Here is a 25,039-nt window from a genome sequence, read left to right as displayed (position 1 = left end):
TTTTTCTGCTGACTAGAATCATTGCTTATGGAACTGCACCAGCTCGCCTACTTCGTCGCCGTCGCGGAGGAAGGCAACTTCACCCGCGCGGCCGAGCGCCTGCACGTGGCTCAACCCGGGGTGAGTGCGCAGGTCAAACGCCTGGAGCGAGAGCTGGGACAGGAACTGCTGGACCGCTCCGGCCGGACGGTCCGGCTCACCGACGTCGGCGCCGCGGCCCTCCCGCACGCCCGGGCCGCGCTCGCGGCGGTGCAGGGGGTGCGCGAAGCCGTCGAGGAGCTCGCCGGGCTGGTCCGCGGGCAGGTCGCGATCGGCATGGTGACGTCGGTGGGCCCGGTCGGGCTGCCCGACCTGCTGGCCGGCTTCCACGAGCGGTACCCGGCGGTCGAGATCACGCTCTCGGAGGCCGACTCCGACACGATGCTGGCGGCGCTGCGCGAGGGACGGCTCGACCTCGCCGTCGTCGGCATCTCGACGGCTCCGCCGCCCGGCATCGCGACGCAGGTGCTGCTCGAAGAGCCGTTCCTGGCCGTCGCCGCGCCGTCCGGTCCGCTCGCCGGGCGGGACGAGGTGGCGATCCCCGACCTCGACGGCCTGCCGCTGATGGCGCTGCCCAGGGGGACGGGCCTGCGCACGGCGTTGGACGCGGCCTTCGCCCGGGCGGGGCTGACGCCGCGGATCGCGTTCGAGGCAGCCGATCCGAACTTCCTGGTGCAGCTGGCGACGCGGGGGCTGGGGGTGGCGATCGTGCCGGCGTCGCTGGCTCGGTACCACCAGGCGGAGCTGCAGGTCGTCGGGCTCCGCGGGCCGGGGCTGCGGGGCATGCTCGCGCTGGCGTGGCGGACGGAAGGGCCGCTGAGTCCCGCCGCGCGGGCGTTGATCGCGTTCGCCCGGGCGGCTCAGCACTCTTGACAGGTCGTCAACAGGGGCGTTCCCTCAGGTGGTGACCGAGACCGCCCTTCGCGACGCCGTGATCGGCGCCGGGCTGCTGGCCGGCAGCGCGAACGTGATCATGCAGCTGTCCCGCGCGCCCGTCGGCCACGGCGTTCTGGAAAGCCGGGTCGACAGCGGCAACCTCTTCCGCCACCCGGTCAAGCGGACGCGCACCACGCTGACCTACCTGGCGGTGGCGACGATGGGCACCGACGCGGAGCGCGCGGCGTACCGGCAGGGCGTCAACCGGGCGCACGCTCAGGTGCACTCGACCGCGTCGAGCCCGGTCGCGTACGACGCCTTCGACACCGACCTCCAGCTGTGGGTCGCGGCCTGCCTGTACAAGGGCTTCGAGGACGTCTACCTGGCGTTCGTCGGCCGCGAGCCGGAGCGGTTCTACGCCGAGGCCGCCGCGCTCGGGACCACGCTGCAGGTGCGACCGGAAATGTGGCCCGGCGACCGGGCGGCCTTCGAGGAGTACTGGGCCGGCGGGCTGGCCGCGATCGGCGTCGACGACACCGTGCGCCGCTACCTGACCCGGATCGTCGACCTGGAGTTCCTGCCGCCGGTGTTCGCCGTGCCGGGACGGCGGTTCCACCGGTTCGTGACCACGGGGTTCCTCCCGCAGCGCTTCCGCGACGAGATGCGGCTGCCCTGGACCGCCGCCGACCAGCGCCGGTTCGACGCGCTCCTCGCCGCGCTCGGCCGGGTGGTCCGCGTGCTGCCCGGGCCGCTGCGGCGGTTCCCGTTCAACCTCTGCCTGGTGGATCTGCGGTGGCGGCTGCGGACCGGGCGCCCGCTCGTGGGGAGTTGACCACCTCCCGCGGGGACGCGAGGGTGGGCCCATGAGCGGTGATGAGGTGCGCCACGGCGTCAAGCTGAGCAGTCTCGACCAGGAGGTCTTCCCGGACGCGGGGGTCACCAAGCGGGAGCTGCTCGACTACCTCGAGGCGGTGTCCGGCCGGATGCTGCCGGAGCTGCACGACCGGCTGCTGAGCGTGGTGCGGGTGCTGCGCGGCCAGGAGCCGTTCATGCAGAAGAACCTGCCGAAGTACACGCCGGAGTGGGTGGAGCGCCGGGCGCTGTGGGCCGACCGCTCGCGGCGCGAAGTCACCTACGCGCTCTGCAACGACCTGCGCACGCTGCTGTGGTTCGGCAACCAGCGCGCGATCGAGTACCACACGACGCTGTTCCGCGGCGAGCCCGCGAGCGGGCCGACGCACCTGATCCTCGACCTCGACCCGCCCGCGGACGCGCCGTTCTCGCTGGCCGTGGGGGCGGCCAAGCTGGTGCGGGAGGCGTTGCGCAAGGACGGTCTCGACGGCGCGGTGAAGACCAGCGGTTCGAAGGGCGTCCACGTCTTCGTGCCGCTCGCGCCCGGACAGTCGACGGAGGACATCGCGGCGGCGACCCGCGCGGTGGCGGCCCGCGCCGAGCGGATCGACCCGGCCCTGGGCACGACGGAGTTCGTGGTCGAGCGCCGGGAGGGCAAGGTGTTCCTGGACTCCACGCGCGCCGGTGGCGCAACGGTCGTTTCGGTGTACAGCCCGCGCCACCGCCCGGGCGCCCCGGTGTCGTACCCGGTCCGCTGGGCCGACGTCGACGACGTCGAACCGGGCGACTTCACGGTGCACACGGTCCCGGCCCTGCTGGACGACGGTGACCCGTGGACGGAGGAGATGCCGGAGCCGTTCGTGCTGCCCGCGGACCTGGTCGAGGAGGGGCACACGATCCCGATCGCCCGGGTGGTGGCGATGCACGAGGGCAAGCGGCGGGCCCGGGCGGCCCGTGAGGCGAGCGAACCAGGCTGAGCCGAACGCTGCGAATGACTCATACGGGACCTCCGACGTCCCGAATGAGTCATTCGCGGCATCGGGGCGCGGGATCAGGCGGCCTGGTTGTGGCCGTAGCCCAGGGGGCGGCGCAGGGTCGCCCGGGTGAACGTCACGATGCGGGCCGGCGGCTGCTCGACGCGGTGGCGGGCCAGCCAGACGACGTCCCGGCCGAACGACCACGCCAGTGAAGCCAGCGCGACCGCCACCGCGGCGAACGTCAGGACAACCGGCAACAGCCCCGAGACCGCGACCACCAGGACCACGCCCTGCACCGCGGCCACCGTCTTGCGGGCCATGCTCGGGTACAGCGGCGAGGTCAGCCACGGCATCGCCCAGGAGGCCGCGACGAACACGTACCGCATCAGGCCGATCGCCAGCACCCACAGCCCGAACGTGCGGGACACCTGGATGCAGAGCAGCAGGATCAAGAACGCGTCGACCTCCATGTCGAAGCGCGCGCCGAACTCCGACGCCGTTCCCGTGCGGCGGGCCACCTGGCCGTCGAGGCCGTCCAGGAGCAGCGCGACGCCGACCAGGCCGACCAGCCAGCCGAGGGAAAAGTCACCCGAGGCGATCAGCTGCGCGGCGCAGCCGACGAGGATCGCGCGGGCGAAGGTGATCCAGTCCGCCGGCCCGAAGGCGGCGCGGCCGCTGCGGCGCAGCCCCCACTCGGTCAGCAGCACCAGCGCGAGGCCGTAGACGACTCCGGTCGCCCAGGCCAGCGGGGCGGAACCGCCCGCGAAGACCCCCGCGGCGAGCACCGGCGCCGGGATCACCGCACGCAGGAGAAGGTCCTGTTTGATCATCGTCGACTCCGCGAATTGCTCATAGGGTGGCGACACCAGCCTCCGGTCGCCCGCTGAGGAGAAACACGTGGAACAGGCTTTCTGGGTTCAAAGTCCCGGCGCGGGACAGCTGCGCGAGGAGCGGCTGCCCGACCCCGGACCGGACGACGTGCTCGTCCGCACGCTGTGCTCCGGCGTCAGCCGCGGCACCGAAACCCTCGTCTTCCGCGGCGGTGTCCCGGCGAGCCAGCACGACGTCATGCGCGCCCCCTTCCAGGAGGGCGAGTTCCCGGGTCCGGTCAAGTACGGCTACCTCAACGTCGGCGTCGTCGAACGCGGCCCGGAGCACCTCCGGGGCAAGACCGTGTTCTGCCTCTACCCGCACCAGACCGCGTACGTCGTCCCGGCGAGCGCGGTGACGCCGGTGCCCGAAAACGTCCCGCCCGGCCGCGCGATCCTCGCCGGCACGGTCGAGACGGCGGTGAACGCCGTGTGGGACGCGCGCCCGCGGCTCGGCGACCGGATCGCCGTCATCGGGGCCGGGATGGTCGGCGCGAGCGTCGCCAAACTCCTCAGTGGCTTTCCGGCGGCGCGAGTGCAGCTGGTCGACGTCGATCCGGCCAAAGCGGACATCGCCGCCGCGCTCGGCGTCGACTTTTCTACTCCCGAAGAAGCACTGGGCGACTGCGATCTCGTCGTGCACGCCAGCGCGTCCGAGGCGGGCCTGGCCAAAGCCCTGGAACTGCTCGCGCCGGAAGGGGAAGTCGTCGAGCTGTCCTGGTACGGCGACCGCCGGATCAGCGTCCCGCTCGGGGAGAACTTCCACTCGCGACGCCTGGTGATCCGCAGCAGCCAGGTCGGGACGGTCGCGCGGCCGGACCGCGACTACGCCGAGCGCCTCGGCGTCGCCCTCGAACTCCTGGCCGATCCGGCGTTCGAAGCGCTGGTCAGCGCGGAGTGCATGTTTGAAGATCTCCCTTCCGTGTTACCCCGGTTGGCGGCAAATGAACTTTCCGCCCTGTGCCTCCGTGTCATGTATCAGCCGCAGTGACCACGTCCACCCGAACGCATCGGAGGTCTTGGTGTTCAGCATCACCGTCCGTGACCACGTGATGGTCGCCCACAGCTTCCGCGGGGAAGTCTTCGGTCCCGCGCAACGCCTGCACGGCGCGACTTTCCTGGTGGATGCGACTTTCCGCCGCACCGAGCTCGACGAGGACAACATCGTCGTCGACATCGGCAAGGCCACGGAAGAGCTCAAGGCGGTGCTGAGCGACCTGAACTACCGCAACCTCGACGACGAGCCGGAGTTCAAGGGCATCAACACCTCGACCGAGTTCCTCGCGAAGGTCATCGCCGACCGCCTGGCCGACGCCGTCCACGCCGGACGCCTCGGCGAAGGCGCGCGCGGCCTCGAAGGGATCACCGTCTCGCTCCACGAGTCGCACGTCGCGTGGGCGAGTTACGAGCGTGCACTGTGAACAGCCTGTACGTGGTCCTCCCCGGGGACGTCGACGACTCGTCCGTCCCCAGTGGCGGCAACACCTACGACCGGCGGATGTGCGACCGGCTCGCCGCCGCGGGCTTCGACGTGCACGAGATCGCCGTCGCCGGCAGCTGGCCGCGGCCGGACACCGAGGCCCGCGCGGTCCTCGGCCACCTGCTCGCCGCGCTGCCCACCGGCTCGGCCGTGCTGCTCGACGGCCTGGTCGCCTGCGGCGTGCCCGAGGTCGTCGTCCCGGCGGCGCGGCGGCTGTCGGTGTCGGTGCTGGTGCACCTGCCGCTGGCCGACGAGACCGGCCTGCCGCCCGCGCTCGCCGCCGAGCTCGACGCGCTGGAGCGCGAGACGCTGCGGGCGGTCGGCTCGGTCGTCGCGACCAGCGAGTGGGCCGCACGCCGGCTGATCGACCACCACGGCCTCGCCCCGCACCGCGTGCACTCGGTGACGCCGGGCGTCGACCCGGCGCCGCTCGCCGTCGGCACCGACGGCGTCTCCCGGCTGGTCTGCGTGGCCAACGTGACCCCGCGCAAGGGCCAGGGCGTGCTCGCCCAGGCCCTCGAGACCGTCGCCGACCTGCGCTGGACGTGCGAATGCGTCGGCGGGATCCGCCGCGAGACCAAGTACGTCGAGCGGCTGCGCGAGCACCGGCTCGGCGCCCGCTTCACCCTCACCGGCCCGCGCACCGGCCGGGCGCTCGAGGCGACCTACCACACCGCCGACCTGCTCGTGCTGCCTTCGCGCGCCGAGACCTTCGGCATGGTTGTCACCGAGGCCCTCGCCCGCGGGGTGCCGGTGCTGACCACCGACGTCGACGCGCTGCCCGACACGGTCGGCGTCGCGCCGGACGGCTCGGTCCCCGGGATGCTCGTCCCCGGCGACGACGTCGAAGCGCTGGGCACCGCCCTGCGCCGCTGGCTCACCGAACCGGCGCTGCGCGCCCAGCTGCGGGCGTCGGCGAAGCTGCGCCGCGAGACCCTGACCGGCTGGGACGACACCGCCCGCCGGATCGCCGACATCCTCCTCCGGCAGGAGGCGGCGGCATGAGCGCGTTCGAGCCGGACTGGCTCTACCTGCGCGAACCCGCCGACGCCGCGGCCCGCGCCACCGAACTCGTCGACCCTCTCCGCGACTTCCTGCCGGAGGACTTCGTCGTCCGCGACCTGGGCTGCGGCACCGGCTCGCTCGGCCGCTGGCTGGCCGCCCGGCTGCCCGGCACCCAGCACTGGATCCTGCACGACCACGACACCGAGCTGCTCACCCACGCGCAGGCGAGCCTCCCGGGCACCGCGCTCGACGGCAGCCCGGTCGACGTCGTCGCCGAGCAGCGCGACATCACCGCGCTGCGGGCCGCCGACCTCGCCGGGACGTCGCTGGTCACCGCGTCCGCCCTGCTCGACTTGCTGACCCGCGACGAGATCACCGCGCTGGCCACGGCGGTCGTCGAAGCGGGCTGCGCGGCGCTGCTGATGCTGTCGGTCACCGGCAAGGTGGAGCTGTCGCCCGCCGACCCGCTCGACCCCGCGCTCGCCGCCGCGTTCAACGCCCACCAGCGGCGGGTCACCGAAGACGGCCGCCGGCTGCTCGGCCCGAACGCCGTGGACGTAGCCGCGACCGCGTTCGGCAGGCTCGGCGCCACCGTCGTCCGCGCGGACAGCGCCTGGCGGCTCGGCCCGGACCAGGCGGAACTGCAGCGGCAGTGGCTCGAGGGCTGGGTCGGCGCCGCCGTCGAGCAGCTGCCCGAGCTGCGCCCGGTCGCCGACGTCTACCTGCAGCGGCGGCTCGAGATGGCGGCGGCCGGCGAGCTGCACGCGGTCATCCACCACGGCGACCTGCTGGTCCTGCCGCCGAGCCTGGAGGTGGCGGCGTGAAGCGCGCACTGGCCTGGCTGCGGATCCTCGGTGCCGTCGGCATCCTCGCCGTCCTCGTCTGGCAGCTCGGCAGCGCCGCGTTCCTCGACGGGCTCGGCCGGATCAGCGCGCCCGGCGTGCTGGCCGCCCTCGCCATCGGCTTCGCGACGACGGTGTTCAGCGCGGGCCGCTGGCAGATCGTCGCCACCCGGCTCGGCCTGCGGCTTTCGCTGCGCACCGCGGTCGGCGATTACTACCGCGCGCTGTTCCTCAACGGCGTACTGCCCGCCGGCGTCCTCGGCGACGTCCACCGCGCGGTGCGGCACGGCCGCGACAGCGGGGACGTGCCGCGCGGCGTGCGGGCCGTCGTCCTGGAACGCACCGCGGGGCAGGTCGTCCTGATCGCCTCCGCGGTCACTGTGGTGCTCGCGTCGCCGTCGGTCGTGCCCGCGGCGTTCCGCGAGGTCGTCGTGGTGGCCGGGGTGGTCGTCGTGCTGGCCGCCGTCGCCGCGCTGGTCGTGGGCCGCCTGCTGGGCGGGCGCTGGATCCACAGCCCGTCGAAGTGGCGCCGCGGTTTCGCCGTCACCCTCGCCGACGTCCGCCTCGGCCTGCTGACCCGCGAGACCTGGCCCAGCGTGGGCTTCCTGTCGGTCGCGACCCTGGCCGGGCACCTGGCGCTGTTCGTCGTCGCCGCCCGCGTCGCCGGGGTGGCCGCGCCGGTGTGGCAGCTCGTGCCCCTGATGGTCCTCGCGCTGCTCGCGATGGGCCTGCCCCTCAACGTCGGCGGCTTCGGCCCGCGCGAGGGCGTCTGCGCCCTGCTCTTCGGCGCGGCCGGTCTGGGGGCCGCCCAAGGTGTCACTGTCGCTGTCGTCTACGGCGTGCTCACGCTGGTCGCGAGCCTGCCCGGCGCCGGTGTCCTGCTCGTCCGGAGTGTCGCCGGGTTCCGCGTGACCCGCGCTCCGCACACCGGTGCCGTGCCCGCTCCGCGCGTCGCGGCCGGCACCGGGATCGAATCGGAAGTGGGGTTACAGTCATGACCGCAAGTGAGGTCGTCGGGGATCTGCCGCGCCGGGCCGTGGTCGAACGAGTCGTCGAGACCCGGCTGCCGACCCGGCACGGGACGTTTCGCGCGGTCGGCTACCTCGACCGCACCGGCACCGAGCAGGTCGCGCTGGTCTACGGCGACGTCTCCCCGCTCGGAGCGTTGACCCGGGTGCACAGCGAGTGCCTGACCGGCGACGTCTTCGGCTCGACGCACTGCGAGTGCGGAGACCAGCTGGCAGCGGCGCTGGACCGGATCGTCGAGGAAGGCTCGGGCGTGCTCGTCTACGTCCAGGGCCACGAAGGCCGCGGGATCGGCCTGCTCGCGAAGCTCGAAGCGATGCGGCTGCAGCAGGACGAAGGCCTCGACACGGTCGACGCGAACGTGGCGCAGGGCTTGCCGGTCGACGCCCGCGACTACCACGCGGCGGCGGGCATCCTGACCGACCTCGGCATCCGCTCGGTGCGGCTGCTGTCGAACAACCCGAAGAAGGTCGAACAGCTGACCCGCTACGGAATCCGGATCAGCGAGCAGGTCCCGCTGCTGGTTCCGCCGAATCCGGAGAACCTGCGTTACCTGCGCACGAAGGCCGAGCGCATGGCCCACCTGCTGCCGCACCTGGACCAGGCCTTCTCAGGCGCCTAACACCTCGAGGACGTTGGCGAAGCGCTGCACCAGCGTGTCCAGAACGACGTGCCCCTTCGCCGCGGTCGCCAGCGAAGGACGGCCGACCACTCCCGACTCCGTGTACGCCCGCAGGCCCAGCGTCAGAAGGTGCTCCCGGTCGGTGACGTGGTCGGCCGTTTCGTGTCCGGGCCGGACCAGGTGCGGGTGGGCGTGCAGCAGGATCGACGTCTCCAGCTCGCCCGCGTGCATGTCGTCGTCCAGCGACGTCCGCAGGCCGGCCGCGGTGTGTGCCGCCTGCCAGTCCGCCACGCCGGGGAAGAGCGCCATCGCGCCCGCCGCTTCCTGGACCACATTGGACAGTACGTAGTTGCCGCCGTGCCCGTTGACCAGCACGAGCCGCTCCACCCCGGACGCCTTCAGCGACGCGGCGACATCGGTGACCACCGCGTGCAGCGTGCGCGCCGAAACGCTCACCGTGCCCGCCCACCCCGCGTGCTCGTGCGAGCACGAGATCGTGATCGGCGGCAGGTGGAGGACGGGGTACGCGGCGGCGACCGCGCCGGCCAGGGTGGCCGCGATCACCGTGTCGGTCGCGAGGGGCAGGTGGGCGCCGTGCTGCTCGAAGCTGCCGATCGGCAGCACCGCGACCGACGCCCGCCGCTCCTGCTCGTCGGCGGTGGTGGCGAGCGGGAACAGATCGGTCATCTCCGCGGCCCTTCACTAGGTTGGTGGCATGACCGAGCATGCCGCACTACTGGACGTCGCGCGCGAGGCCGTGGCGAAGGCGACGGAGATCGTCCGGTCGCGCCCGAGTTTTTCGGTTTCCGCGAAAGGCGATCGCGACCTGGTGACCGACGTCGACACCGCGGTCGAGGACGCGCTGCGGGCGTTCCTCGCCGCCGAGACGCCGGAGATCGGGATTCTCGGGGAGGAGCGCGGCCGCAGCGGGGACGGCGGTGGCCGCTGGTGGGCGCTCGACCCCATCGACGGGACGGCGAACTTCGCGCGCGGAATTCCACTGTGCGGGATTTCCCTGGCGCTCGTGGACGGCGAACACAGCACGGTCGCCGCGATCACGCTGCCGTACCTCGGAGTCACCTACACCGCCGCGCGCGGCGGTGGTGCTTTCGCGAACGGAGAGCGCGTCGGCGCTTCCACCGCCACGGAGATCTCCGACGCGATGATCGCCGTCGGGGACTTCGCGATCGGAGAGCTCGCCGAAGAGAAGAACCGCGCCCGGCTGACCCTGCTGTCGGATCTCGGCGCGCGGGCGCAGAAGATCCGGATGCTCGGCACGGCGGCCATCGACCTCGCCTGGGTGGCGGACGGAAAGCTCGACGCCGCACTGATCCTGTCCAACAACCCGTGGGACACCATGGCCGGCGTGCTCCTCGTGCGCGAGGCCGGTGGCGTCGTCGTCGACCGCGACGGCACCGAGCACACGGTCGGTTCCGCGGCGACGATCGCCGTCGGCGCCGGGCTGCGCAAGGAGATCGTGGACGCACTTGATCGCGCGTACGGGGTTGTTCGTTAGGATTCCGGGGTACACCGTGGGCGGCGCCACAGCGCTCGTTTGCGCTGTCCGCGCAAGGTTTTCGGTTACGTTGGTACCGGTCGGCCGCCCAGCCTGGCATGCTGACCGGATCTCGTCGGCCACTTCGGAGAATGGTGGATGCTCGTGGAAAGTCGCCGGATCCGCGATCGGTACCGGCTGGTCGAGCCGATCGGCGGCGGCGCGATGGGCACGGTGTGGCGGGCCCAGGACGAGAAGCTCGACCGCACCGTGGCGATCAAGGAACTCCTGCTGCCGCACGACCACGACGAGCAACGCACCCAGGAGGCGAAGAATCGCGCGATGCGCGAGGCGCGGATCGCCGCCCGGTTGCAGCATTCCCACGCGATCACCGTGTTCGCCGTCCTCGAGGAGGAGGACCGGCCGTGGCTGGTGATGGAGTACCTGCCGTCGAAGAGCTTGGCCCTCGTGCTCGGCGAGGAGCCGGCCACGGTGGACGACGCCATCCGCGTCGGCGTGCAGATCAGTTCGGCGCTCGCGGGCGCGCACCGCGCCGGGGTGGTGCACCGCGACGTGAAGCCGGCCAACATCCTGGTCTCCGAGGACGGCACGGCGAAGATCACCGACTTCGGCATCTCGCGCGCGATCGGTGACGTCAAGCTGACCGCCACCGGCGAGATCGCCGGCACGCCCGCGTACCTCGCGCCTGAAGTGGCCCGCGGCGAGGACGCGGACTTCGCCGCCGACGTCTTCTCGCTCGGCGCCACGCTGTACGCCGCGGTCGAGGGGCAGTCGCCCTACGGCACCGCCGACAACCCGATCGCCTTGCTCTACAAGGCCTCCAGCGGCGAGATCGTGCCGCCGGAGAAGGCGGGCCGGCTGACGCCGCTGCTGGTGCGGATGCTCGCCTCCGAGCCGGCCGAGCGCCCGTCGATGGACGAGGTCGAGCAGGAGCTGCGGGCGTTGCTGCCGGACGCGGAGCCCGGCGATTCGGTGCTCGCGGCGACCGTCCCCGAAACCGAGCCCCCGGCGGTGCCGGTCGTGCCGGCCGCCGTCACCGTGCCCGCGGGCGAGGTCACCGCGGTGTCGCCGGGCGCGCGCAAGGGCCTGATCGCCGTCGGGGCGGGCGCGGCGCTGCTGTGCGTGGCCGTCGTCGTGGCGATCCTGCTGGTCGTGCGGCAGAAGCCGCCGCAGGACAACGTCGCCGCACCGCCGTCGCCGACGCCGTCCACCTCGGCGTCCGCGGCTCCTTCCTCGACGCCGCCGTCGACCCCCGCGCCCTCTTCGCCGCCGACGTCGGCGCCGTCGACCGCCCCGACTTCGCCGACCGTTTCGACGGTGGCCTCCTCGAAGACCCCCGTCGAGGCTCTCACCGCCTACTACGGGTTGCTGCCGAGCAACCCGGCGGCGGCGTGGGACCTGCTCACGGCCCGGTTCAAGGCTTCCCGCAACCAGACTTACGAGACGTACAAGAGCTTCTGGGGCCGGTACAAGTCGGTGACCGTGAGCAATCCCCGCGATGCCGGGGGCGGCCGGGTCACGGCGACCGTCCTCTACGACGGCGGAAAGGCCGAGAACGACACCTTCACGCTCGTCCAAGAGGGCGGCGTCTGGAAGATCGACTCGCAGAGCAGCTGAACCTTCCCGGCTTGGGGTGCGTGTGACGTATGAGCCGTCACCGCCGTCGACCCACGCTGGAGGTAGCCGTGTCTGTTTCCGAACCCCGCCTGCTCCGGCGCGCGCGATGAGGCCCGCCGACCCGATGGTGTTCATCCTCCCGGCCGCGCCGCCGGGCAGCGACACCTACGACAAGCGGATGTGCCAGAACCTGCCCGCCGTCGGCCAGCCCGTCTTGGAGCTGCCGATCGCCGGCGACTGGCCGGAGCCGGACGCGACGTCGAGACGGAGACTGGCGCGGTCCCTCGCCGCGCTGCCGGACCGCACGGTCGTGCTGCTCGACGGCATGATCGCCTCCGGTGTGCCCGAGATCGTCGTCCCGCACGCGCGGCGGCTGCGGCTGGCCGTGCTGGTGCACCAGGCGCTGGCCGACGAGCCCGGCCTCGCCCCCGCGCACGCCGCGGAGCTCGACGCGTGCGAGCGCGAGACGCTGCGGATGGCCGGCATGGTCGTCGCGACCAGCCCCTGGCTCGCCCGGCTGCTGATCGACCGCCACGACCTGGACCCGGCCCGCGTCTACGTCGCCAAGCCCGGCACCGACGCGGCCCCCCTCGCGGCGGGCGCGGACGGCGTGTCCCGCCTGCTCTGCGTGGGGGACGTGACCCGCCGCAACGGCCACGACGTGCTGGTCCAGGCCCTCGGCGAGGTCGACCACCTGGCGCTGTCGTGCGTGTTCGCCGGCTCCCTGACGGCGGACCCGGCGTACGTCGACGAGCTCGGCTGGACGATCGAGCGCCTCGGCCTCGGCAACCGCATCACCTTGGCGGGCGACGAGGTCGACCTGGGCGCGGCCTACAACGCGGCGGACCTGCTGGTCATCCCGGCCCGCGCGGCGACGTCCGGCATGTTCGTGGCCCAGGCACTGGCCCGCGGCATCCCGGTCCTGGCCACCGAGGTGGGCGGGGTGTACGACGCACTGGGCGTCGACGCCGACGGCGAGATGCCGGGCCTGCTGGTGCCGCCGGACGACCCGTACGCACTGGCGGACGCGCTGCACCGCTGGTACGCCGACCCGGAACTGCGCCGCTCCCTGCGCACGGCGGCGCTCGGCCGGGGCAGCGCGCTGGAGGAGTGGGACGTGGCGGCCCGGCGGCTGACGCACGTCCTGTCGCGGCTGGCGTCCGAACCGCGGATCGTCGCTTGACACCCTTGCCGGGGTGCTGAGATTCCACGACCCTGGCCCGATGGCGTCCCCGCCGCAGCGACCCGGCCACTACATCGTCACGACCCCCGCGGCCGGCTTGCGGAATTCTTCACCGAGCACCAGGTCGTCTGGGACGAGACCAGCCGCCAGTGGGTCGAATTCCGCAAGCTCGACCGCCCGCCTCAGGCGCCCGAAGTCCGCGGCTGACGCGTCACGCCAAGGTCAGCGCGTAGATCTCCACCCGCGGGTCGTTCGGCAGGCTCACCGACTGCACGGTCTTCCCGCCGTCCAGCGCGGCCGAGATCCCGAACAGCCGGACGGGCGGCCCGTCGACCCCGCTGCCGGCCTTGATCCGGTGCGGCATCTCGAGCAGCACCGGACTCCCGGACCCCGCCCAGTCGCCGAAGGTCACCGCCAGATCGGCGCTGGTCCCGTCGGTGTAGTGCGCCGTCACCGTCGTCGACACCGGGCCGTTGTGCGACGCCCCCACCATGCGAAGCCCCGAGTGCTGACCGGCCGGCAGCAGCAGCGACTGCCCGCGGGCCTCGACGAAGTTCGGTGCCGTCCCCGAAGCGTCCGGCGCCGCGTACGTGACGCCGTCCCAGACCACCGGTCCGGCCGCCGGGAGCAGGTCGGCGTCGTAGCTCCAGCCGCCGCCGTCGAAGTTGCCCTGGTCGGACGCGGCCACTGTGGCCGTGCCGTCGTGGTTGCGGTCGCGGGTCAGGTCGACCGCGCACTGCGGGCCGGTCGCCACGCACGCCGACGGCGTCCGGACCTCGACCGTCGCCGAGCGGGTCACCGTGTTCGGCCCGGACACCCGGACCTGCACCGGGTACGTCCCCAAGGCCGCGCCGGCCGGCACGGTCAGCGTGATCGGGACCGTCCGCGACACCGGCAGCCGTCCGGACCAGACCAGCAGGAGCGGCTGGACCCGCGACTTCCACGGCGAAGTCACCGAAACCGTCACCGGCTGCAGGCCCGGGTTCTGCGCCACCACGTCCAGGTCGAGGTGTACCTGCTGCGCGGCACCTGCGGGGATCACCACCGACGTCTGCCGCAGCGACGCGTCGACGTGCCGCCGCTGGTCGCCGGTCGCGTTGTTCACCGAAGGCGGCGCCGCAGCCACCGACGTCCCCCACGAGGACGGGCGAGAGCCGAGCTTGTGCGACAGCGTCCCGCCGTGCGCCAGCGAAGCCCAGTCCAGGGACGTCTTCCGGACGTCCCGGCCGTTGAGCGACACGCTCTGGATGTACCGGTTCGCGTCGCTCGCGCCCGGCGCCGACACCGTGAGCGTCCCGCCCTGGGCGGACCCGTACTGTCCGATGCGGACGGTCGCCGACTCGAACTGCGGGCTCGACAGCGCGAGGAAGTTCGCGCCGCTCATCGTCGGGTACAGGCCGAGCGAGGAGAAGACGTACCAGGCCGACATGGTGCCGAGGTCGTCGTTGCCGGTCATGCCGTCGGGGCCGGTGGTGAACAGCGTCATCGCCGCGCGGACGACGGTCGCCGTCTTCGCCGGGGCGCCGACCCAGTTGTACATGTAGGGCGCAAGCAGGTCGGGCTCGTTGTTCGGGTTGTAGGTCGCCTTGCCGTAGTAGTCGTACGGGCTGGCGATCCAGTCCTTCCGCGCGGTGCCGGCCGGGTCCTTCAGGAGGTTGCCGTAGGAGAAGAAGGAGTCCAGGCGCTTCTCGGTCGCCGTCCGGCCGCCCATCAGGGAGACGAGCCCGGCCGGGTCCTGCGGCACGAGCCACTGGTACTGGTAGGCGCCGCCTTCGTGGAACTGGTGGCCGGCGTCGACCGGGTTGTACGGCGTGACGAACGTGCCCTCGGCGGTGCGCGGGCGGAACTGGCCGATCGAGGCGTCCCACAGGTTGCGGTACCACTGGCCGCGGTCGGCGAACATCCGCGCGTCGGCCTGGTGGCCGAGCCCGCGGGCCATCAACGCGAGCGACGCGTCCGCGGCGGCGTACTCCATGGTCGCCGACGCCGGGTGCTCACAGTCGTTGTCACCGCCCTTGGCCGCGCAGTCCTTGCCGAGTTCGAGCCCGCTCGGGAGGTACCCGCGCTCGTTGTAGTAGTTGACGCCGGAGCGGCCGTTGTACGGCGAATCGGCGGGCGGCGTGCTCGTCGCGTTCTTCTTGAGCAGCGCGTACGCCTCTTCTTCATGCCCGGCGAGCAGGCCCTTCGACCACGCCTCGACGAGGAACGGCGTCACCGGGTCGCCGGTCATGATGTTCGTTTCGCTCTCGGCCAGCGCCCAGCGCGGCAGCCACCCGCCGTCGCGGCCGATGGCGACGACCGACAGCGCGACGTCCCGCGCGACCTGCGGTTCCAGCATCTCCAGGAGCTGGTTCTGCGGCCGGTAGGTGTCCCACAGCGAGAAGTTCTGGTACGGCGTGTAACCGCTCGCGGTGTGCACCTTGCCGTCGAAGCCGGTGTACGCGCCGTCGGTGTCGCCGGCCAGGTTCGGGTGCAGCTGGGCGTGGTATAGCGCGGTGTAGAACGCCGTCTGCCGGTCGGTCGTGCCACCCGCGATCTTGATCGCGCCGAGGCGGTCGGCCCACTGCTGGTGCAGCGCGGCCCGCGTCGCGTCGAAGTCGTAGTCCGACGTCTCCGCCGCCAGGTTCTTCCGGGCGCCGTCGAGACCGGTGTAGGAGAGGCCGACCTTGAGCACGACGTCGTGGTCGGTGCTCGCGTCGAAGCTGGCCCAGGCGCCGTTGCCGCCGGTGCCCGCGGCGTCGCGGCCGCCCGGCGTGCGCGTCGAGCCGCGCCAGGTGCCGAACGAGCTGAACGGCCGGTCGAAGGTGGCGGTGAAGTAGACGGTGTGCTCGTCGTGGCCGGCGCAGAAGCCGCCGGCCTTGACCCGGCCTTCGAGCGTCCGGTCGCCGACGACGTGGATCTCGGAGTCCTTGACCGACTGGTTGGCCTGGCCGGTGTTGAACAGGACGTTCGCCTGTCCGGTCGAGGGGAACGTGTAGCGCTGCCAGCCGGTGCGCGCGGTCGCCGTCAGTTCGGCGTTGATGCCGTACTTCTTCAGGCCGACGCGGTAGTAGCCGGGCTCGGCGTGCTCGTCGTCGTGGCTGTACCCGGACTTGTAGGCGTCTTTGTCAACGTTGTCCACGGCGCCGGTCGTGGGCATGATCGGCAGCTCGCCCATCACGCCGCAGCCGACGCCGGACAGGTGTGTCTGGCTGAAGCCGTAGATCGCGTTCTGCAGGTAGTCGTAGCCGCCCTGGCCGCCGGTGTCCGGGCTGACCTGCACCATTCCGAAGGGCGCACTGGCGCCGGGGAACGTGTTGCCGAAGTTCTGCGTGCCGACGAACGGTTTGACCAGGCCCACCGGGTCGACCGGCGCGGCGGCGTGGGCGGTGGCCTGGGTCGTGGCGGCGACCACGAGCGCGGCGGCCGCCGCGGCGATCAGTTGTCTGCTTGGCGACCCCATGGGGCGCGCACCTCCCAGGTGACAACGTTGTCAGAAGCGGACTGTCTGGCAGCTTTTCACATCCGCGAACATTTGAGAAGGCGGCAACCAGGTCAAACCGTTGTCATGGCCCGCCGGAGCAGCCGCGCGGCGGCCTCGACGCCGGTGTCGGCGAGGTTGCCGTAGCCGAGGACGAGCGCGGGTTCGCCCGGCGTCGTCCGGTAGCCGTCGAGATCGGTCACCTTGACCCCGGCCGCCCTCGCCTTCCGGACGACGGCCGCGGCGTCCTGGTCGAGGTGGAGCACGAGGTGCAATCCGGCGGCGACCCCGGAGAGCCGCGCCGGCCCGAGCGCGTCGACGAGCTTGTCGCGCCGCGCGCGGTAGCGCAGCCGTGCGGCCCGCAGGTGCCGGTCGTAGCCGCCGCTGGTGATGAAGCCCGCTAGCGCGAGCTGGTCGAGCACGGGCGGCGGATGGGCCCGCACTGTCCACTGTGGAGGTACGACGACCCAGCCGAGTCCGAGCGCGGGACTGAGCGTCTTGCTGACCGAACCGAAGAGCGCGACCCGGCCCGGATCGGTGCCCTGGACGGTGCCGACGGGCCGCCGGTCGTAGCGGAACTCGGCGTCGTAGTCGTCCTCGAGGATCAGGCCGTCGACGTCCCGCGCCCAGGCCAGCAGCTCGGCGCGCCGCCGCGGCGAGAGGACCGAGCCGCTGGGGAACTGGTGCGCGGGCGTGACGAGCACGGCGCGCACGCCCGCCGGAATCCGCCCGACGTCGATGCCTTCGCCATCGACGGGCACCGGGTGGACGGTCATCCCGGCGCCTTCGGCCGTCCGCTGCAACCGCGTCCACCCGGGATCCTCGACGGCGAGCCGCGTGCTGCCGCGCTCGACCAGCGCGCGGCATACGCCGGCCACGCCGTCGGTGACACCGCCGCAGACCAGCACGGTGCCGGGCGCGGCGCCGCGGACGCGCCGGAGGTAGTCGCCCAGGACCTGGCGCAGCCGCGGGTGACCGCCCGGCTCGGGCAACCCGAAGTCCGCGTGCGGCGCGTTCGCGAGCACTTCGCGGACCGCTTCGGCCCAGGCCCGGCGGGGGAAGTTGCGCAGGTCGGGCAGTCCGGGAGCGAGGTCGTACCGCGGCGCCGGCACCCGCGCCGGTTCGGGCGGCGCCACCGCGTCACCCACCGGCCGGACCCGGGTGGCCGACCCGGTGCGCCCGGCCAGGTACCCCTCGGCGACGAGCTGGGCGTAGGCCTGCGTGACGACCCACCGCGAGCACCCGAGGTCGGCGGCGAGCCGGCGGCTGGGCGGGACGGTGCCGGTCAGGACGCCGTCCCGGATCGCCTTGCGCAAGGCCCTGGCCAGCTGTTCGTGCTTCGGACCCGGTCCGGCCGGCTCCAGCAGCACGCCCCAATCGGTCTGTGATCCTGCCACGATATTGGACTGTAGTACCGGACCGATCCGGCCTTAGCGTGGTCGTATGAAGAAGGTGGAACTGGGCCTGACCGGTCAGCACGTCAGCCAGGTGTCGCTGGGCTGCATGACGATGGGCACGTCGACGGACGAACCGACGTCGAAGCGCATCCTGGACGCCTACCTCGACGCGGGCGGCGACTTCCTGGACACGGCGAACTGCTACGCCTGGTGGGCGCCGGACGCGACCGGCGGCGAAAGCGAGTCCCTCCTCGGCCGCCTGTTGAAGGGCCGCCGCGACCGCGTCTTCCTGGCGACGAAGGTGTCGGCGGGCATCACGAACCTCCCAGCGGCGCGCGCGGCCCGGCATCCGGACGGCACGGTGGACTGGGCCGGGGTGGAGCGCACGTTCGAGGGAGCGGGCGCGGCGGTGATCGAGCGCGAGGTGGACCACAGCCTCCGGCGGCTGGGCACCGACCACATCGACCTCTACTACATCCACGTCGACGACCGCCGCGTCCCGCTGGAGGAAACCCTGTCCGCATTGGACGGTCTGGTCCGGGCGGGCAAGGTGCGGCACATCGGCTGGAGCAACGTCCGCACGTGGCGCCTGGAGCGCATCAGGTCCCTGGCGCTGGCCAACGGCTGGGCCTCCCCGGCGGCGGTCCAGGTCCAGCACTCGTACCTGCGCCCCACCGGCGCCGACGTCCCCTCGATCGCGGGCGCCGAGCTCCTGGACTGGCTGTCGCTGCACCCGGACGTCTCCCTGGCGGCGTATTCCTCACTGCTACGCGGAATCTACGACGACGCCGCGTACCGCGAGTCCACTCCGGTCTGGCGGTCCTATGCGGGCCCGGAGTCGGAAGCCCGCCTGGCCGCGGTGGCGAAGGTGGCGTCGGCACTGGGCGCGTCGGGCAACCAGGTGGCCCTGGCGTGGTTGCCGCACCACGGCGTCATCCCGCTGATCGGCCCACGCACGTGGGAGCACTACGAGTCGATCGCCCCGGCGTTCACGTTGGAGCTCCCGGAGGAGCTGTTGTCCGTACTGGACAACGCATAGGCGGCGGCGAGCAGCGCGGCGACACTTGGCTTGTGCTCGTCGCGCCGCCGCCACGTCATGGTGACGTCGGTGGCCGATCATCGGAAGGCGGGTTGACCTTTCGGGAATGTCCACTTTTTAGCAAGTTTTTGGACATTATCGCGTTTATTGGCCAGCGCGTGACCTGGTGAACGGCGCAGTCGGCTGCTTATCATCGTCGGCGTGCCCGGCTACAAGTACGATCTGTTCATCAGCTACCCCCGTCGCGGAACTGCGTCGAAATGGCTGCTGACCAACTTCTATCCCTGGCTTGTCGACTTCCTCGTCGATGAAGTCGGGTACGAACCGAAAATTTTCCTCGACAAGGGCATGCATCGCGGCGTGCACTGGCCTTCACAGCTGGAGAACGCCCTGCGTCACAGCAAGATCATGGTCGCAGTTCTTTCTGCTCCGTACTTCACGTCGAAGTGGTGCATGGCCGAGTGGAAAAGCATGCAGGCGCGTGAGGAAGTCCTCGGTCTGGCGAGCCCGCAATGCCCGCAGGGCTTGATCTACCCCATTCGCTACTCGGACTCGAACGCGTTCGAAGAAGAGGGACTCCGCCGATCCTGGTGGGACTTCAAAGGGCTGGACAACCCGGGACCGGGGTACCAGGACACCCGGGACTGGCACTCCTTCCAGCAGAAGGTGAGGCAGTGTGCGCAGGACCTCGCCGACCTGCTGAAGCAGGTGCCGGCGTGGCAGTCGGACTGGCCGGTCATCGCGCAGCCGGACCCCGTGCTGCCTCCGCCGCCGCTGCTGCCGAGGTTCGGCTCATGACCGGAACCGTCATCACCTTCTACTCGTACAAGGGCGGAGTGGGGCGCAGCTTCACCTTGGCCAACGTCGCCCTGGTGCTGGCCCGGTGGGGTTATCGCGTCCTCACGATCGACTGGGACCTCGAGGCTCCCGGACTCCACCACTACTTCCGTCCGCTGCTGCCGAAGGCGCCCAAGGGCGGCGTCGTCGATCTGGCCTCCGACTTCCGCGCCGGCGCCGAGCGCCCGGCCCGGCACGCGATCCGGCTCGATTTCGCGGACGGTGAGGTTTCCCTCCTGGCTGCCGGCCGCCAGGACGCCGATTACACGCGCAGGGTCCAGGACATCGACTGGGAAAGTCTTTACCGCGATGGGTTCGCGGAGTTCCTGGAGCGGTGCCGGGCCGAGTGGACCGCGAAATACGATTTCGTCCTGATCGACAGCCGCACGGGGATCTCGGACAGCGGTGGCATCTGCACCGCACACCTGCCCGACCGCCTGGCCGTGCTGTTCACCGCCAACCAGCAGAGTGTCGAAGGTGCCGTGGACATCGCGCAGCTCGCGAACGTCGCTCGCGACCGGCTGCCCTACGATCGCCCGCCGCACCTCGTGCTGCCCATCCTGTCCCGGCTGGACAACCGGGTCGAGTACGAGCGGGCCGAGGCCTGGCAGCAACGGTGCGCGGAAGTCGCCTCGCCGCTGTTCCGGAACTGGCTGGCCAAGAGCGTCACGCAGGATCTGATGCTGCGGCACACCACCGTGCCGTACGTCTCCTACTGGAGCTTCGGCGAGCAGTTGCCGGTCCTGGAGGAGCGCACCCCGTCGCCGGATCAGGTCTCCTTCGCCATGGAGACGGTCGCTGCCGTCTTGGCGCAGCAGTTCGACCGCACCGATCTGCTCGCGGACAACCGGGATGCGTATGTGGCCGCGGCCCGCACCCAGCGGCAGTCCTACGACCTGGACCTGCTGGTGTCGGTTCCCCGGCCGGAACCGAAGGTGGCCACGGATCTGATTCAGGGGCTGGGCGAACTGGGTCTGCGCGTCGACCGGTCACAGTCCGGCGATCCGGAGTTCCTGGAGCAGACCGGCAACCCGGCGAAGCACCTCTGCCTGGTCGTGGACGGCTGGGTGAGCCGTTGGCAAGCGATGGAGGCGGAACGGTTCCTGCGGCACACGCTGGATGCCGACACCGGACGACAGCTCTTCTGTGTGCTCACCCGGGCGACCGATCCGGACCGGATGCCCGCGTTTCTCCGCAACCTGCGTCTCTTCCACCTCGACGCCAACACCCGGCCCCGGCAGGTGGCGCGTCAGCTGCACGAAATCGTCACGGATTCGGCACCGAGCCGGCCCGATTCCGACCAGGCTGCGTTGCAGGATGCCGTTGCGGCACTGAGGAAGGTGCCCGCCGAAGCGGGGCATCGCGGACGCTGGTCCCTCGTCCAGCAGACGGTGACCGAGATGACCACGGCGTTGAAGGACGGCGACATGCTGCTGTTCAAGGATCTGACGGTGGATCTCGAGCAGCTGAATGAGGTCCGGGCAACCGGCAGGCGTTTCCCTGCGCCGGAGCAGCTTCGCACCGAAATCGACGCACTGCTCAGCCGGCTCGAGCGCCGGATCACCGTGTACAACCAGTGAGGAGATCAAATGGCGGAGAAGTTCGGGACCGATGAGCGGGGTGCACTCATCGCGCTGACCTTGGCGAACGAGGAGGTGCCGAATGCGGAGCTCGTGAAGACCTATGGAGTGAAGCTGAGCCCCACTGCTCGTGAAAGGCTGGAGACGAAGGGGCTGATCGCTGTGCGTAAGCAGAGCGGCCGCTACTACCTGCAGATCAAGGGCCCCGGCATCACGTGGTGCGAGGATCACCTCGCCGAGGTCGAGCCTCCGCAGAGGCCCGGCCCGATGGTCCGTACCGTATTCGAAGTCCTCCGGCGCCTGGTGCGTCGGCTCCGAGATCGCAAAGTCAGTCTGGTCGATTTCCTCCACGGGGAAGACGAACAGCGCCGGCTTGATGCCCTCGATACGGCCGCGCCCGTCGATCTCGAGACCTTGATCCGCGAGGCTTACCGGCAGCTCGCGACCAGGCCCCAGCAGTTCGTGCGCTTGGCGCAGATCCGGCCCAAGCTGAACGGCGTGGCCAAGGCCGAAGTCGACGAGAAGCTGCTGGAGCTGATGAAAACCAGCAAAGCCCAGCTGGCTCCCGATTCGAACCGCAGGGGGCTCACCGACGAGGACCGCGCGGCGGCGATCCGAGTCGGCAGGGAGGACAAGCACCTTCTGTCGATCGGGGAGTCATGACGGAAGAACAGCAACGCCAAGCTCTCGCCGCGGTCCGGTTCAACTCGGCGGAGACGCCGGACGACGTCTGGGGTACGTCGCCGTTCCACGTCGAAGGACTGCACACGCTGGCCGAAAACCGGATCCGGGCGGGCATCCAGGACGCGAAGAACAGCCGGGGCCCGAGCCCGATCGGCCTCGCGTTGCAGGGGCAGAAGGGCGTGGGAAAGACCCATCTGCTGGGCCGCGTCCGGAGGATCGTGCAGCAGGAAAGCGGCTACTTCTTCTTGATCGACATCTCCACGGGCAAGGCCTTTTGGGATGACGTCCTGCGTGCCATGCGCAGTGAATTGTGGCGCAAGGGCGATGACGGTGAGCTCCAGTTGACCAAGCTGCTGCGACGGTTGTGCGACAAGGCGGAAGTCGCCGAGCCGGTGGCCAAGGTGATCCGCGGTGACGCACCGCTCACGAAGGCAGAGCTCAACAGTTTCATCGGGGCACTTCGCAGGGTCGATGCCCAAGTCGCCGTCGAGTGCGCGGACAGCCTCCGTGCGCTGGTGTTGTACGCGGCAGCCGACACTGATCTGTCGGCCACCGGCAAGGAATACCTTTCAGGTCTGGCGGGTGAGGACTCGGCGAAGAAGCACCGGCGCTGGGGACTGCCGGCCGACCCGAAAGAGCCGCGAGACGTGGTCGCGGAGATTTCGCGCGTGCTTGCGCTGACCGGGCCGAGCGTTGCCGCGATCGACCAGCTGGACTCACTGATCACCAAGGTGGCGGACGAATCGGGCCGGGAAGCGACCAGCGAGCTCGCGCAGATCGCCGACGGCCTGATGCAGTTGCGCGAGAAAACTCGCCGGACGTTGTCCATCGTGGCGTGCCTGCCCACGACTTGGAACCTCCTTCGGGACGCGGCGACCGACTCGTTCGACGACCGGTTCGCCGAAACGCCGAATCTCGGTGCCATCGTCGACCCCAGGCTCGGCTGTGCCGTGGTGGGTAAATGGCTGGGCATGCTCTACCGGGAGATCGGGTTCGAGCCGCCGCATCCCACCTGGCCGGTGGCGCCGGGGGCATTTGGTGCTTCGTGGAGCGCCTACACCCCGCGGCAGCTGCTGAGGCGAGTCCAGGAGCACGCCGAAGCGTGCTTGTACGGCCGGATCAGAGAACTGGCTTCTTTCGATGAGGAGCCTGGCGAAGTGGTCATCGAGGTTTCCCGCGAATTCGATGAGGAACCTCCCTACTTCGAGGAGTTCGACCGTCAGTTCCGCGATCTCTACGACCGCGCGGACGTCCGATCCCCGATGAGCAAGCGCCAAGTGGACGAGATCATGCCGGACCTCGTCCAAGCCGCGCTGAAGTCGTGGATCACGGAGGTGGGCAACGACGACCGATCCTGGGCGACCGAATCCTTGAACGGTGCCGGCGAACTCCACGCCGGGTTGCGCCGCACGGTGGACGAGGAGGGAGATGTCTGGGAGCAGTGGGTGTTCCGGGCAATCGCCTCTCAGCACGGCAACATCGTCCTGCGCAAGCTGCGTGAGGCCCGGATGGCCGCCAAGGTCCAGGAAGGGGTCCGAAATCGGCACTTGGTGCTGATCCACGACGGGGGAAAGGGCTGGGGCGGTGACGTGACCATCGACGAGCTCGGGAAGCTGGATCAGCTCGGCAGCCCGCGCGTGAAGATCAGCGAGGCGGACATCCGGACGTTCTCGGCGCTGAAGCAGCTGCTCACCAGGCAGAGCTACCACCTGCTCAACTGGCTGGTCGCCCGCAAACCGGCCAGCAGGACGGACCTCATCCGCCAGATCCTGCCCGACCCGGGGCGTCCCGAGGGCAACCAGCGGGAAACCCGGCCGCCGCCGGCAACGGCCGAGCCGGAGCCGGAGCCGGAGCCGGAAGCGAAACCCGGTGAGTTCACCCTTGGCGTGGACGGTGAGATCCGCATCGAACTCGAGTCCCTCCGCAAGCACGCCGTCGTCTTTGCCGGGTCCGGGACCGGGAAGACCGTTCTGCTCCGCCGGATCATCGAGGAATGTGCCCTGCGGGGTGTCTCCGCCATCGTCCTGGATCCGAACAACGACTTGGCCCGGCTCGGCGATGCCTGGCCCGAACCACCGGAAGCCTGGCGGCCCGGCGACGCCGAAGCCGCCGCCGGTTACCTCGCCGGGACCGAAGTTGTCGTCTGGACTCCCGGACGTGCTGCCGGGCGGCCGCTGAGCTTCCACCCGCTGCCCGATTTCGCGGGCGTTCGCGATGATGAAGACGAGTTCGCCGCGGCGGTCGAGGCCGCCGTGGCGCGGCTCATCCCGCACGCGCGCGTCAGCGGTGGGGCGAAGTCCGCCGTACGGGGGCAAGCCGTTCTGCGGGAAGCGCTCACCCACTACGCGCGGAAGGAGTCGCGCAGCCTTTCGGGGTTCGTCGACGTGCTCGCCGAACTGCCGATGGGCGTCAGCAAACTCGCCACGGGTACCAAGACCGCCGCCGACCTCGCCGAAACGCTGCGGGCCGCGATGGTCAACGATCCGCTGCTCGGGGGCTCGGGTGAGCCGGCCGATCCGGCCGTGCTGCTGACGCCCTCGCCCGGCAAGCGGGCCCGGATCTCGGTGATCAGCTTCGTGGGGCTGCCGTCCGACGAGCAGCGGCAGGGGTTCGTCAGCCAGCTCCAGCTGGAAGTGTTCGCCTGGATCAAGCGCCACCCCGCGGCCGACCGGCCGCTCGGCGGACTGTTCGTCATGGACGAAGCCCAGACGATCGCGCCTTCGGGCGGGTGGACGGCGAGCACCCAGAGCACCATCATGCTGGCCTCCCAGGCCCGCAAGTACGGGCTCGGCCTGCTGCTCGCCACGCAAGCGCCCAAGGGGCTGCACAACCAGATCACCGGGAACGCGACGACGCAGTTCTTCGGCCGCCTGAACAGCCCGGCGCAGATCGCGGCGGCGAACGAGATGGCCAGGGCGAAGGGCAGCACCGTCGGGGACATCTCGCGGCTCGAACGCGGGCAGTTCTACGTGACCGGGGAGAAGTTCGGGTTCCGCCCGATGCGGGCCCCGCTCTGCCTGAGCCACCACCCACCCAGCCCGTTGAGGCTGGAGGAAGTGCTCGACCGGGCCCGCGAGGGTCGCTGATCCGGAGGCCGCGTTCCGAGGGGGAACGCGGCCTCCGCGTGTGTCCACCGTT

The 25,039-nt window shown here is 71.1% G+C and carries 21 protein-coding genes; 17 read left to right on the top strand and 4 right to left on the bottom strand.

Translation table 11 applies throughout. The annotated features are described in order from the left end of the window. The first annotated feature begins 27 nt into the window (after positions 1-27). From H5965_RS07290 to H5965_RS07280, 3 genes are read left to right on the top strand one after another with little or no spacing between them, the layout of a single operon-like run. The gene (locus tag H5965_RS07290) at positions 28-912 is read left to right on the top strand and encodes a LysR substrate-binding domain-containing protein (protein WP_310968586.1); all 885 of its coding nucleotides are present in this window, start codon (positions 28-30) and stop codon (positions 910-912) included. A gap of 31 nt (positions 913-943) precedes the next feature. Beyond that, positions 944-1,747, top strand: coding sequence for an oxygenase MpaB family protein (locus tag H5965_RS07285; RefSeq protein WP_310968585.1), 804 nt, complete (start codon positions 944-946; stop codon positions 1,745-1,747). Between the two features lie 31 nt (positions 1,748-1,778). Then, on the top strand, positions 1,779-2,744 hold the full coding sequence (locus H5965_RS07280) for an ATP-dependent DNA ligase (protein WP_310968584.1): 966 nt from the start codon (positions 1,779-1,781) through the stop codon (positions 2,742-2,744). 74 nt (positions 2,745-2,818) lie between these two features. Here the strand turns inward: H5965_RS07280 and H5965_RS07275 are convergent, their stop codons facing one another. After that, positions 2,819-3,574 (bottom strand): CDP-alcohol phosphatidyltransferase family protein, encoded by a 756-nt coding sequence (locus H5965_RS07275; protein ID WP_310968583.1) that lies wholly within the window; start codon positions 3,572-3,574, stop codon positions 2,819-2,821. Positions 3,575-3,641: 67 nt separating this feature from the next. On the opposite strand from H5965_RS07275, the gene H5965_RS07270 reads away from it, so the two are divergent. The 6 genes from H5965_RS07270 to ribA are packed head-to-tail and all read left to right on the top strand — an operon-like array spanning position 3,642 to position 8,588. Further along, the gene (locus tag H5965_RS07270) at positions 3,642-4,604 is read left to right on the top strand and encodes a zinc-binding alcohol dehydrogenase (RefSeq protein WP_310968582.1); all 963 of its coding nucleotides are present in this window, start codon (positions 3,642-3,644) and stop codon (positions 4,602-4,604) included. Between the two features lie 31 nt (positions 4,605-4,635). Next, complete coding sequence (locus H5965_RS07265; RefSeq protein WP_310968581.1) at positions 4,636-5,034, top strand: 6-carboxytetrahydropterin synthase; 399 nt, start codon at positions 4,636-4,638, stop codon at positions 5,032-5,034. Beyond that, the gene (locus H5965_RS07260; protein WP_310968580.1) at positions 5,031-6,098 is read left to right on the top strand and encodes a glycosyltransferase family 4 protein; all 1,068 of its coding nucleotides are present in this window, start codon (positions 5,031-5,033) and stop codon (positions 6,096-6,098) included. Before H5965_RS07265 ends, H5965_RS07260 begins: the two co-directional genes overlap by 4 nt. Beyond that, a complete protein-coding gene (locus H5965_RS07255; protein ID WP_310968579.1) occupies positions 6,095-6,922 on the top strand; it encodes a class I SAM-dependent methyltransferase in 828 nt (275 codons plus the stop codon). The genes H5965_RS07260 and H5965_RS07255 overlap by 4 nt, the downstream gene beginning before the upstream one ends. Further along, positions 6,919-7,938 (top strand): lysylphosphatidylglycerol synthase transmembrane domain-containing protein, encoded by a 1,020-nt coding sequence (locus tag H5965_RS07250; protein WP_310968578.1) that lies wholly within the window; start codon positions 6,919-6,921, stop codon positions 7,936-7,938. The genes H5965_RS07255 and H5965_RS07250 overlap by 4 nt, the downstream gene beginning before the upstream one ends. Further along, entirely contained in the window at positions 7,935-8,588 is a 654-nt protein-coding gene (gene ribA / locus H5965_RS07245; protein WP_310968577.1) for a GTP cyclohydrolase II, read from the top strand. Before H5965_RS07250 ends, ribA begins: the two co-directional genes overlap by 4 nt. Here the strand turns inward: ribA and H5965_RS07240 are convergent. Beyond that, positions 8,577-9,275, bottom strand: coding sequence for a creatininase family protein (locus H5965_RS07240; protein ID WP_310968576.1), 699 nt, complete (start codon positions 9,273-9,275; stop codon positions 8,577-8,579). The genes ribA and H5965_RS07240 overlap by 12 nt on opposite strands. 28 nt (positions 9,276-9,303) lie before the next feature. Here H5965_RS07240 and H5965_RS07235 point away from each other — a divergent pair, with 28 nt between their 5' ends. From H5965_RS07235 to H5965_RS07225, 3 genes are all read left to right on the top strand, one after another. Next, on the top strand, positions 9,304-10,104 hold the full coding sequence (locus H5965_RS07235) for an inositol monophosphatase family protein (RefSeq protein ID WP_310968575.1): 801 nt from the start codon (positions 9,304-9,306) through the stop codon (positions 10,102-10,104). Between the two features lie 138 nt (positions 10,105-10,242). Further along, the gene (locus H5965_RS07230; RefSeq protein WP_310968574.1) at positions 10,243-11,721 is read left to right on the top strand and encodes a serine/threonine-protein kinase; all 1,479 of its coding nucleotides are present in this window, start codon (positions 10,243-10,245) and stop codon (positions 11,719-11,721) included. A gap of 124 nt (positions 11,722-11,845) precedes the next feature. Beyond that, a complete protein-coding gene (locus H5965_RS07225) occupies positions 11,846-12,904 on the top strand; it encodes a glycosyltransferase family 4 protein (protein WP_310969652.1) in 1,059 nt (352 codons plus the stop codon). Positions 12,905-13,115: 211 nt separating this feature from the next. Here the strand turns inward: H5965_RS07225 and H5965_RS07220 are convergent, their stop codons facing one another. Beyond that, positions 13,116-16,346, bottom strand: coding sequence for a GH92 family glycosyl hydrolase (locus H5965_RS07220; RefSeq protein ID WP_310968573.1), 3,231 nt, complete (start codon positions 16,344-16,346; stop codon positions 13,116-13,118). Between the two features lie 92 nt (positions 16,347-16,438). Continuing rightward, complete coding sequence (locus tag H5965_RS07215) at positions 16,439-17,761, bottom strand: PLP-dependent aminotransferase family protein (RefSeq protein ID WP_310968572.1); 1,323 nt, start codon at positions 17,759-17,761, stop codon at positions 16,439-16,441. A gap of 46 nt (positions 17,762-17,807) precedes the next feature. On the opposite strand from H5965_RS07215, the gene H5965_RS07210 reads away from it, so the two are divergent. From H5965_RS07210 to H5965_RS07190, 5 genes are all read left to right on the top strand, one after another. Then, positions 17,808-18,800, top strand: a complete 993-nt coding sequence (locus tag H5965_RS07210) for an aldo/keto reductase (protein ID WP_310968571.1) — start codon at positions 17,808-17,810, stop codon at positions 18,798-18,800. A 201-nt stretch (positions 18,801-19,001) separates the two neighbouring features. After that, complete coding sequence (locus H5965_RS07205) at positions 19,002-19,598, top strand: TIR domain-containing protein (RefSeq protein WP_310968570.1); 597 nt, start codon at positions 19,002-19,004, stop codon at positions 19,596-19,598. Beyond that, on the top strand, positions 19,595-21,217 hold the full coding sequence (locus tag H5965_RS07200) for a CATRA system-associated protein (protein ID WP_310968569.1): 1,623 nt from the start codon (positions 19,595-19,597) through the stop codon (positions 21,215-21,217). The genes H5965_RS07205 and H5965_RS07200 overlap by 4 nt, the downstream gene beginning before the upstream one ends. 9 nt (positions 21,218-21,226) lie before the next feature. Continuing rightward, positions 21,227-21,880, top strand: coding sequence for a hypothetical protein (locus H5965_RS07195; protein WP_310968568.1), 654 nt, complete (start codon positions 21,227-21,229; stop codon positions 21,878-21,880). Then, positions 21,877-24,987: a helicase HerA domain-containing protein gene (locus tag H5965_RS07190; protein ID WP_310968567.1), complete on the top strand. Its 3,111-nt coding sequence runs from the start codon at positions 21,877-21,879 to the stop codon at positions 24,985-24,987. Before H5965_RS07195 ends, H5965_RS07190 begins: the two co-directional genes overlap by 4 nt. The last annotated feature ends 52 nt before the right edge of the window (positions 24,988-25,039 follow it).

The sequence above is a fragment of the Amycolatopsis sp. 505 genome, from assembly GCF_031625235.1.
In the GTDB taxonomy this organism is placed as follows: domain Bacteria; phylum Actinomycetota; class Actinomycetes; order Mycobacteriales; family Pseudonocardiaceae; genus Amycolatopsis.
This window is presented reverse-complemented; position numbering and strand designations above follow the sequence as displayed.

Excerpts from the sequence above, each read along its gene's own strand:
- H5965_RS07290 (WP_310968586.1), top strand. The coding sequence starts at position 28 with ATGGAACTGCACCAGCTCGCCTACTTCGTCGCCGTCGCGGAGGAAGGC.
- H5965_RS07280 (WP_310968584.1), top strand. The coding sequence starts at position 1,779 with ATGAGCGGTGATGAGGTGCGCCACGGCGTCAAGCTGAGCAGTCTCGAC.
- H5965_RS07275 (WP_310968583.1), bottom strand. The coding sequence starts at position 3,574 with ATGATCAAACAGGACCTTCTCCTGCGTGCGGTGATCCCGGCGCCGGTG.
- H5965_RS07255 (WP_310968579.1), top strand. The coding sequence starts at position 6,095 with ATGAGCGCGTTCGAGCCGGACTGGCTCTACCTGCGCGAACCCGCCGAC.
- ribA (WP_310968577.1), top strand. The coding sequence starts at position 7,935 with ATGACCGCAAGTGAGGTCGTCGGGGATCTGCCGCGCCGGGCCGTGGTC.
- H5965_RS07240 (WP_310968576.1), bottom strand. The coding sequence starts at position 9,275 with ATGACCGATCTGTTCCCGCTCGCCACCACCGCCGACGAGCAGGAGCGG.
- H5965_RS07235 (WP_310968575.1), top strand. The coding sequence starts at position 9,304 with ATGACCGAGCATGCCGCACTACTGGACGTCGCGCGCGAGGCCGTGGCG.
- H5965_RS07230 (WP_310968574.1), top strand. The coding sequence starts at position 10,243 with ATGCTCGTGGAAAGTCGCCGGATCCGCGATCGGTACCGGCTGGTCGAG.
- H5965_RS07225 (WP_310969652.1), top strand. The coding sequence starts at position 11,846 with ATGGTGTTCATCCTCCCGGCCGCGCCGCCGGGCAGCGACACCTACGAC.
- H5965_RS07220 (WP_310968573.1), bottom strand. The coding sequence starts at position 16,346 with ATGGGGTCGCCAAGCAGACAACTGATCGCCGCGGCGGCCGCCGCGCTC.
- H5965_RS07210 (WP_310968571.1), top strand. The coding sequence starts at position 17,808 with ATGAAGAAGGTGGAACTGGGCCTGACCGGTCAGCACGTCAGCCAGGTG.
- H5965_RS07200 (WP_310968569.1), top strand. The coding sequence starts at position 19,595 with ATGACCGGAACCGTCATCACCTTCTACTCGTACAAGGGCGGAGTGGGG.
- H5965_RS07195 (WP_310968568.1), top strand. The coding sequence starts at position 21,227 with ATGGCGGAGAAGTTCGGGACCGATGAGCGGGGTGCACTCATCGCGCTG.
- H5965_RS07190 (WP_310968567.1), top strand. The coding sequence starts at position 21,877 with ATGACGGAAGAACAGCAACGCCAAGCTCTCGCCGCGGTCCGGTTCAAC.